We start from the raw sequence: 9,848 nt of genomic DNA on the forward strand, positions 1-9,848 counted from the left end.
TGTGCAGTTTCTCTGAGAACCCAGGCGATTTACTATGTTATTGAAAAGTATTAGCAGATCGATCGCAAAATTTTACAGCAGCGTGCCCCTCCGTTTAGCGCTGACAGTGCCATTTGTCCTGCAAACTGTCGCCGCAGTCAGCCTAGTAGGATATTTGTCTTTCATTAACGGACAAAAAGCCGTTCAAGAATTGGTTAATAGCTTGCAGGCCGAAATTAGCGATCGCATCCAAGAGCACCTCACAAATTACTTAGAAAAACCTCACACCATCGCCCGACTCAATGCAGGTGCAGCGCAACTCGGCAAGCTGCATCCAGCAGATTTGCAAGCAACACAGCGCTACTTTTGGCAGCAGATGCAAATATTATCCTCGGTGCGAGCAATCTATTTAGGCAGTAAGCAAGGTGAATTTATCGGAGTTCGCAGAGAAGCATCGGGACAATTAATTGCACAAATTACAGAAAACTTTCCTAGGCGTTCTTTCTATGGTTTAGATGGCCGAGGCAATCCCACTAATTTATTGAGTTACGAACCAAAATACGACGCGCGAACTCGTCCTTGGTACATCAGTGCAACCGCAGCAAATAAATTAGTTTGGACAGACATTTATACGTTTTTTCAGGGAGATTTGGGAATCACAGCGGCTCAGCCTTGCTATGACGAGCGAGGTGAGTTTGTTGGAGTAATGGCAGTTGACATGATTTTGAGCCAGATTGGGAACTTTTTGGCAAACATGAAAATTAGCCGATCGGGTCAAACTTTCATTATGGAGCGATCGGGCGCTTTAGTGGGAAGTTCGACAAGCGAAAAACCCTACACCCTCGACACTGACGGCAAAGCTCGACGATTGCTAGCAATTGATAGCAAAAATACGTTAACTAACGCCACAGCTAAACACATCATTAGTAATTTCAATTTAAGCCAAGTTGAGCCGCCTCAAAAACTAGAATTTCAACTCGAAAATCAGCGGCATTTTGTACAGATATTGCCGTACAAAGACCCCAGCGGCATTGATTGGTTAGTCGTGATAGTGATTCCAGAAAACGATTTTATGGAAAAAATCAATGCTAGCACTGCTACCACTATTTTACTCTGCATGGCAGCGCTAATAGTAGCAACAATTATTGGTATTTTTACGGCTAGATCGATCGCGCGGCCAATTCTGGGGTTAAACGCAGCAGCCAAAAATATCGCCCGAGGAGAATGGGATCGGAAACTAGAGTTCGATCGCGCCGACGAAGTAGGCCAACTCGCCAAATCCTTCACCAGCATGGTATCTCAATTGCAAACATCCTTCGTCGCCCTCGAAAATAAAAATCAAGAATTGCAACAATTAGACAAACTAAAAGACGAATTTTTAGCCAACACCTCCCACGAATTCCGAACTCCCCTTAACGGAATGATTGGTATTGCCGAATCAATGATTGACGGCGCAGCCGGAACTTTATCAGAAATTCAGCAGCATAACCTCTCAATGATTGTTAGCAGCGGCAGGCGGCTCAACGAACTTGTTGACAATATTCTCGACTTTGCTCAACTCAAAAATCAAAAACTAGAATTGCAGTTTCGCAGTGTAGGAATTAAGTCAATTGTCGAAGTTGTACTAACTGTCAGCAAATTTTTAATCGGCACTAAAAACTTGCAGTTAATTAACAATATTCCTGCGGATTTGCCCTTAGCTTGGGCTGACGAAAACCGCTTGCAACAAATCCTTTACAACTTAATTGGCAATGCGATCAAATTCACGGATAGCGGCACTATAGAAATATCAGCAGAAATTGTAGCCACCGACGGTCAAAAATTCCTCCCAGTGCCCGCGTCAAATCGCCTGCCGCCAGACCCGAATTTTCAAATAGCTGTTACCGTTTCCGATACTGGAATAGGCATTCGGGGCGATCGGCTCGATCGCATTTTTGAGCCATTTGAACAAGGCGACGGTTCCACAGTCAGACAATACGGAGGAACCGGTTTAGGTTTAACAATATCCAAACAATTTGTCGAACTCCACGGCGGTAAAATCTACGCAGCATCGCAAGTCGGCATCGGTTCCCGCTTCACCTTTACCCTACCTTTTTCTACCGAACAAATTAATCCCAATCAAGCAGTAATAAATCCGCAAATAACAACCGAAACTAAAAATTTTCAACTCCCCAATAACATTTATCAAACTTATTTGTCCTGCGACTTAAATTTTTATAAACCAGCTCCTAATCCAGTAAATCAAGCCGCCGCGCTATTAAAAGTTGAACAATTTAAAATTATGATAGTTGACGACGATCCGATTAACCTGCAAGTTTTAAACAATCATCTTTCTCTGGAAAATTACAGCGTTATTCAGGCACCTAACGGGGAACAAGCCCTATCACTCCTCGAAGGCGGACAGCATTTTGACTTAATCATTCTCGACATCATGATGCCCAGAATGTCGGGTTATGAAGTCTGCGCCAAACTAAGGGAAAAATATCCCTCCCACGAGTTGCCAGTAGTGATGTTAACGGCGAAAAATCAAGTGTCAGATTTAATCATAGGATTTCAATTCGGCGCTAACGACTATCTAACCAAACCCTTCTCGAAAGACGAACTTTTAACCAGAATTAAGTCTCACATCAACTTATCGCAAACTAACAGCGCCTACGGGCGATTTTTCCCCGATGCTTTCTTAGAATTTTTGAAAAAAGAAAGCATTGTGGATATCGAATTAGGCAATCATGTCAGCAAAGAAATGGCAGTCATGTTTAGTGATATTCGCTCTTTTACCTCGCTTTCTGAAACTATGACACCACAGCAAAACTTTGACTTTGTTAATGCTTACTTGCGAGAAGTCAGTCCAACAATTAGAGAGAATCACGGCTTTATTGTCAAGTATTTAGGAGATGGAATGATGGCAGTTTTTCCAAACGGTGCTGACGATGCACTCAAAGGTGGAATTGCTAAACTGCAACAAGTTCACAAATATAATGTCTATCGGCTTCGCAGCGGATATCAACCGATTCAAGTAGGTGTAGGAGTTCATTTCGGTCAGATGATGGTGGGGATAGTCGGAGAAGCACAGAGAATGCAGGGAGATGCTTTTTCCGATCATGTCAATTTAGCCTCTCGTTTGGAAAGTCTCACTAAATTATATGGAGTATCGTTAATAATTTCTGATAAAGTTTTGGAAAATTTAACCGATCCCGAACAGTATCAAATCCGTTTTTTAGATAGAGTAATTGTCAAAGGCAAAAAAGAGGCAATTTCTATCTATGAAGTCCTCGACGGAGAAACCGAGTTAGTCAGGGAAATCAAGTTACAAACTCAGCCGGATTTTGAACGAGGTTTAGAACATTATTGCCGTCACGAATTTAAGGCCGGTCAAGTTTGTTTCGATCGAGTTTTAGCTGTTAATTGCGAAGACAAAACGGCTACCATGTATTTAGAGCGACTCAACCATTTGATAAAAAATGGCGTTCCTGAAAATTGGTCTGGGGTTTGGACTTTAACTCAGAAATGATTTGGTAGTGTCGGTAGATAGTAGATTTGCGACTTTCAAACAACTTGAGAATTGAGTCAACGACAATTTTTGTAACTATCGGGTTAAAATCGGTAATAAACTCATCTGCTTCGAGATTTTGCTTAAACAATTCCTTGGCTCGATCGCACTGATAGCACATTTCGTCAAAGCCGACAATTTTTACTACAAACGTCGCCAGCGGAGAGTGTTCTAAATCGCTATTAGAATTGCTTTTAGCCCTACCATTTTCTAATAAATTTAATACTTCCGATTCTAAACTATTTTTAGGGTTATAAGGTTTCTCGATTTCTGGAAAAAAGCTTTCCAGGCGCACGCCTCCGACAGTTCTATCTGGAAGTTCTCCCATCATCATCGCCAGAGAAACGTCGATTCCCAAACTCGAAGAAAGAGCTTCTAGCAGAGCGATAGCAGCTAGTTTGCAGCCCAAATAAAGCTTGGCAATTTCCAGGTTGTATCTAGCAGTAGTTTCCCAACGCTGATAGGTGCGATCGTCGGGACATCCCTCAAACTGCCGAAAAATCACCTCTGGCTGGAGATAACTCAGAAAACCCTCCATTTTCAGGATAGCAATTCGATAGTCGCGAACCGTGTAAAAACCGCAGCAGGTGAGGTTGTGATTGGTTTCCGGCAGTAAATTCCAGGTATTTGCCAAAAAATGGGCTGAACTCTGGTGAGAAAAACTGATTACATCCCGGTTAGAAATGCGTACAGCTTTTTTTATAGTTTCCCGCATTTCCTCGTCAGTCAAACTGAGGTTAAACAGGCTATTTATTGCTTGCAAGCGGTCGTAAAGACGCTGGCTGACTGTTACTCTTCCCTCGGCGGGGCGAAACGGAATTGTAGCTTCAATGCAGGCTGCAATTTGAAGCAATTGCTCGCGTTTGAGAAATGGTTCTAGAGCTTTTGCTGCTACCAAAGCGCTGAGAAATTCGTTTTGTCCTGAGAAGGGGTTGAGCACTTCTCCGGGTACAAAACCGAATACCTGCATTACCATCTCGAAGGTAGCATCTGCCGACAGTTCAGATTGCTCTCGAATTTGTAGCTGTTTGTTGACTTCTTTTGTTACCGGAGTGATGTAGTAGCTGACGTTAAAGTTAATACTGCGATCGACTTGCACGTAGACGATATCGTGAAATAAAGCGGCCAAAATCTCGATCGCGTCTTCTTTTCCCCCTACCTCAAAAATATGTTCGGGAGTGTGAAAAAAACGCCACGATCCTGTCATCGGCTGAACTATCAGTTCGGCAATCCGAGCGAGTTCAGTTGGTTCTACTTCTGCGTTTAGGCGGTCGATCGCCCAAATCAGCTTTTCTAAGCACTGTAAATATGCTTCTTTGCTATCCATCACAGTCTTTTCCAATAACATTGATGTCAGTCAATTTGAGATTTGAGATAATTCGACTTCGCCCTACAAGTTTGAGATTTACTTGCAACCGGAGCAGGAACTCTTCGTCTAAAATTTTTAGATATCCACAACAGGAGTACGTGGTACGGTATCAAATTTTTAGCGGTATCACCACGTCAGCCACCCTCTTGTTAGTTGAATTTTTCGTATATGCGATTTTTTTGAGTAGGAGATTTTGACTTTTTTGTTGAAGATTTTAGCTGAAATGGAGGAGACAAATATTTGCTTTAAATCTACTTAATTTCCAGTAGCTGACCTCCCCTGTTTGCCAATTTTAATTAATACAAAGTATGACAAGTAAATTACATAAATTGCTAAACCTGTCATACCCAACAATCCCAAAAATTGAGGTGTGAGATTAGGGTGAAACATCTGCTTGTACAGCCAAGGCGGGTCTAACCAAATGCGGCAAAAAGGTTCGTCAATTACTTGAATTTGAGATTTAAAGGCACAGTTTAAGAAGGCAATTTGAGCTAGAGCGCCCAAACCGCTGAAAACAGTAATCGCCCACCGCCAAGCTGTAAAGGCGAGCTTCAAAGGTGATTGAGGCCGATCGGCAATTTCGTCGTTTAAATCCTGCCAGAACCACAGACAAGCAGGAATCAAGGCTCTCGCTATCACTGACGAGACAAAGCTCACAGGCAGAGCAGCCATCATCAGGTAAAGTGTAATTGCCAACAAACTGGCTACCCGCCAATAAATCACCAACAAACGGGCGATCGCATCAGCTTTGTCAAAAACAGCCCAAATCAGCACTACGAGCGGGATCGAAATGGTTAATAGCACAGACAAGCGGTAATCCATCCACACAAGTGGTTGAAACCAAGGTCCTGTGGCTGCCAATAAAAGACTTAACATCTTTGGTAAAATATACTCACTTATTTGTGACAAATTCTACTATACAAATGCTCAAAAGTCAGGGATAAGATAAGACGGCGGTTGAAACGAGGTTTACAAAAACTTTCGTTGGTGGCTCGACAGCTTCGCCGAACGTCCTCGGCATATCCCAAAATATAACCTAATTTTAATCGTCTTGTCTTCAACCTCTACCAGGTTGGTAAAGTCTCCTCTAGACGCGGTTTCAACCACCGGGTATTCTTGGGGAGTTGACTAAATACTTGCTATAGATGAAGTCCTAGCTCTCCTTTACAAGGTTTTTTGGGAGGGAGTTATGTATAGCACTTATTTGGCAAAAAGGTATAGTTAATCAAGCTATAAAAGAATCCCGCACCAAAATGTAGTTTTTGGTGCGGGAGGGAAGACAAGGAGCTAAATTGCTCGTTTATTCGTCGTAGATGCGGCATTCAGCAGCGTCAGGGTTGTCATCGCAATATTTTTCAAAGGAATTTTTAGGTTTGACTTGCTTTTGGTGGGAAGCTTCTGCTTGCAGTTCTTCAACTGCGTCCCACGCTGCGGCGCATTCGCCCGAAGTTGCGCCCTTGACGTCACAGACGGTACGAGCGCTTTCTAGTTCTTCTTCAATTTGTTCTTGGATGTTGCCTGCGGGTGTTGTTGTCATAAATTTCTTGAGTAAGAAAGGTTTTCTTTTTTGGATGTGAGCTTGTGTTCGATTTGCAGTTTCAGTCTGGCGACCTCAGCTAATACTAGCTTGAGATGTGCTGATGTTGCAGCCCGATCAAACCCATCCATAAACTGCGATCGCAGCAGCCGTCTCTACTTCCTGTTTTATTTTAGCCGATCGGCGGATTTTAGTTCACAGGCATCAATGCAGGTCGAGCCCACCTGACTTTTGATGAAAACATTACAGGAAATTGTCGTGTCAAACTGTATTGAGCTTGATCTTTTAAGATTTAGCTGAAGACGGAATTTAACACTAAACAGATTGATTTAAGACTCATGTTAACTTATGTTAACACAAGAACGGCGATCGGGGGAGAGTCGATCAACCAACAATAGCGTCCCGCCAGAGGCAAGTTCCGGTTAGCCTAATGTATAGACATAGTTTTATAGAGATTTTCGCCCTATGGACAAGCAAAACCAAATGCAATGGGTCAGCGCCTTATCAACCCGTCCGTCTTTGGAATCAGCCTTGAAAGAAGTTGTAGAAAAAGCCGATCGCGAATTAGAAGGCCCGGCCGATTTAGCGCTGATTTTTATCTCGTCTGCCTTTGCCAGCGAGTATTCTCGGCTGATGCCTTTACTCAAAGAATTACTGCCAGTGCCTGCGATTCTCGGCTGCGGCGGGGGAGGGGTCATCGGTACCGGTCGAGGCGGTGAGACCGAAGAAGTGGAGGGTTCTCCAGCAGTCAGTCTCTGTCTTGCCCGCTTGCCTGGAGTGAGCGTCAGAACATTTCACGTCGGTGCAGAGGAACTGCCGGACTTAGACAGTCCGCCGGATACTTGGGTGGATTTGTTGGGCGTGCCGGCCCGCGAAGAACCGCAGTTTATCATTTTGGCCGACCCCTTTTCGGCAAAAATTAACGATTTGCTGCAAGGGCTAGATTATGCCTATCCGGGTGCACCGAAGGTAGGGGGACTCGCCGGCGGCGACGGTGCGGGCAGGGGCGCGGCGCTGTTTTGCGACTATCAGCTTTACCGAGAAGGAACGGTGGGAGTGGCTTTGAGCGGAAATATAGTTCTAGAAACGATTGTCGCTCAAGGCTGCAGACCGATCGGGCATCCTTATCGGGTGACGGAAGGAGAGCGCAATATTGTGCTCAAACTCGAAGAACAAACCGACGATATCGGCAGCGGGGGCATCGAGCGATCGCCCTTAGAGGCCCTGCGAGAGTTAGTTCAAACTTTGAGCGAAGCAGACCGAGAATTAGCGCAGCACTCGTTATTTGTCGGCTTAGTCAGCGATGAATTCAAGTTTAAATTAGAGCCCGGAGATTTTTTAATCCGAAATTTGTTAGGGGTAGATCCGAAAGTGGGAGCAATTGCGATCGGCGATCGAGTCCGTCCCGGACAGCGCATCCAATTCCACCTGCGGGACGCGCGCACCTCCGCAGAAGACCTAGAACTGCTGCTCGATCGCTATCAGCGGGATGCTGAGTACAGGGGTACATCTAGCGCAGGTGCATTGATGTTCTCTTGTCTGGGGCGCGGCGAAGGGCTTTACGGACAATCGAACTTTGACTCGAAACTGTTCGGCAGGTACATCAAAAACATTCCCCTGAGCGGCTTTTTCTGCAACGGCGAAATCGGCCCCGTGGGCGGCAGCACATTTCTGCACGGCTACACCTCCGTTTTCGGGATTTGCCGCCAAAATTCATAATCTTGTTGACGGTTGACGGTTGACGGTTGACTGTTAACGGTTGACGGTTGACGGTTGACGGTTGACGGTTGACGGTTGACGGTTGACAACTAAGGAATGAAAAATAAATAAGGTGACTAATAGAGCAATAGTTTACCTTGGATCAAGGCTTCTGGGGTTGAATTATGCAAGTTGTTTATTTTTCATTCCTAACAAATTAACAACTAACAACTAAGCTGCTACGCAGCTAAACCGGATAAAATAGCATTGCCTTTGTTTTTGATTTTTCGATCCCATTTAATAACCATTTCTCCTTCATTTAATAATTTATGTAGCAAATCAGACAATTCTTATACTGACTTAAACAGTCGATGTGCTATATATTCTTTTGCTGAATACCATACCAATTCAATCAAATTATAATCGGGGCTGTAAGGCGGCAAAAATTCTAAAATAATCTGAGGCATTTCGGCTGAGATTTGGCTCAAAATATCTTTCTTTTTATTAAAACTCGCATTGTCTAAAATGATTACAATCTTCATTCCAGATTCGGCAAAGTTTTCAGTTTGATTGCCCAGTTCTCTCCACTCTTGAACTATCGAATCATTTAAAGCATTAATTTGCTCATAAAATGTATTCGAGTCTCCTCTTTTTATCACAAAATTTAACCTTTTTTTGTCATAATATCTCAACCCAGCCATGATATTTACTCTGCCTCTTTCCCTTTGATATGTAATTTTTTTTCGACTACCTTTTTTACCCCAATTTTTTCTTCTTATCACTCGTAAACTGAATCCACTCTCACGCCCTTTACCATACCTGTAAAAGCTCTGGTGTTTGTTTAGTTATTCTTAAATACTCCGATAATTTCTGTTTAAATACTTCTTTTTCAAGGGGATTCTGTTTGGATTTTAAGCTGTATTTAGCCCAAATGTAAACGTATTTTTTTTATGTAATATCCGGGATATTTGGGAACCACTCAATTTAATTCCTGTGACTTTTTCTAAATATTTTGCTAATCTGGCTGCCGTCCATCTCCCAAATTCATATCCATATTCTTCCGGAGCTTTATCGATTGTATCTATCAATATTTGTTCATACTCTGGAGTGACTTTGCGAAAATTTCCTGGGCTTCTTTTATCTAAAAAACTATCCAAATTATCCGGATCGCCATGAACTGACCAATAAGCCACTGTTGTGTAAGCAATTTCCATAAATTCACTAATTTCTTGATAAGTTTTTCCGTCATTAATTAGCAATAAAATGAGAACCTTTTCCCTCATGTAATTATCATCAGACTCTTTTAGTATTTTAATAAGTCTCTATTTTTTATTTTGAGATAGATGGTTTTGAGCTGGCATATATTACAACTAATTATCCCTTAATTTATATTTATATTATACAGTATAGCTGCGTATCAGCTTACAGCACTTCCGGGTGTTATGAGGTACAATAAAAATAGATTAAAAAATACACCAATGAAAGCATATTCAGTAGATTTACCAACAAAAATAGTAGCAGCCCATCAAGATCAGAAGCTGTCGATTAGAAAAACAGCAGCGATATTTTCCGTTAGTAAAAGCTTAGTTCCAAAACTGGTCAAGCAACAAAAAATCGAGGGGAATTTACAGCCGAAATCCAGGGGTAAACCGAGATACAGTCATTTGAATAATTCCACAGCTTCTTTGAGGGAAATAGTGGCAGCACATCCCGAT

General features: G+C 42.7%; 5 protein-coding genes and 2 pseudogenes. 3 read left to right on the forward strand and 4 right to left on the reverse strand.

Annotation, left to right across the window (positions count from 1 at the left end; translation table 11 throughout):
- The first annotated feature begins 34 nt into the window (after positions 1-34).
- The gene (locus tag QT998_RS26145; protein WP_333118706.1) at positions 35-3,490 is read left to right on the forward strand and encodes a response regulator; all 3,456 of its coding nucleotides are present in this window, start codon (positions 35-37) and stop codon (positions 3,488-3,490) included.
- On the opposite strand, the gene QT998_RS26150 is transcribed toward QT998_RS26145, so the two are convergent.
- From QT998_RS26150 to QT998_RS26160, 3 genes are all read right to left on the reverse strand, one after another.
- A complete protein-coding gene (locus QT998_RS26150; protein ID WP_333093366.1) occupies positions 3,423-4,856 on the reverse strand; it encodes a hypothetical protein in 1,434 nt (477 codons plus the stop codon). The genes QT998_RS26145 and QT998_RS26150 overlap by 68 nt on opposite strands.
- A 297-nt stretch (positions 4,857-5,153) precedes the next feature.
- Complete coding sequence (locus tag QT998_RS26155; protein ID WP_333093367.1) at positions 5,154-5,774, reverse strand: DUF3177 family protein; 621 nt, start codon at positions 5,772-5,774, stop codon at positions 5,154-5,156.
- Positions 5,775-6,198: 424 nt separating this feature from the next.
- On the reverse strand, positions 6,199-6,435 hold the full coding sequence (locus QT998_RS26160) for a Calvin cycle protein CP12 (protein WP_194071272.1): 237 nt from the start codon (positions 6,433-6,435) through the stop codon (positions 6,199-6,201).
- Between the two features lie 483 nt (positions 6,436-6,918).
- Between QT998_RS26160 and QT998_RS26165 the strand changes: the two genes are divergently transcribed.
- On the forward strand, positions 6,919-8,154 hold the full coding sequence (locus QT998_RS26165; protein ID WP_333133259.1) for an FIST signal transduction protein: 1,236 nt from the start codon (positions 6,919-6,921) through the stop codon (positions 8,152-8,154).
- A gap of 218 nt (positions 8,155-8,372) precedes the next feature.
- Here QT998_RS26165 and QT998_RS26170 read toward each other — a convergent pair.
- Positions 8,373-9,449 (reverse strand): annotated as a pseudogene (locus tag QT998_RS26170) (IS630 family transposase).
- A 126-nt stretch (positions 9,450-9,575) separates the two neighbouring features.
- On the opposite strand from QT998_RS26170, the pseudogene QT998_RS26175 reads away from it, so the two are divergent.
- Positions 9,576-9,848, forward strand: a pseudogene (locus tag QT998_RS26175) (hypothetical protein); the annotation flags it as partial.

It is taken from the genome of Microcoleus sp. S1D4 (genome assembly GCF_036700765.1).
Lineage (GTDB): Bacteria > Cyanobacteriota > Cyanobacteriia > Cyanobacteriales > Microcoleaceae > Microcoleus.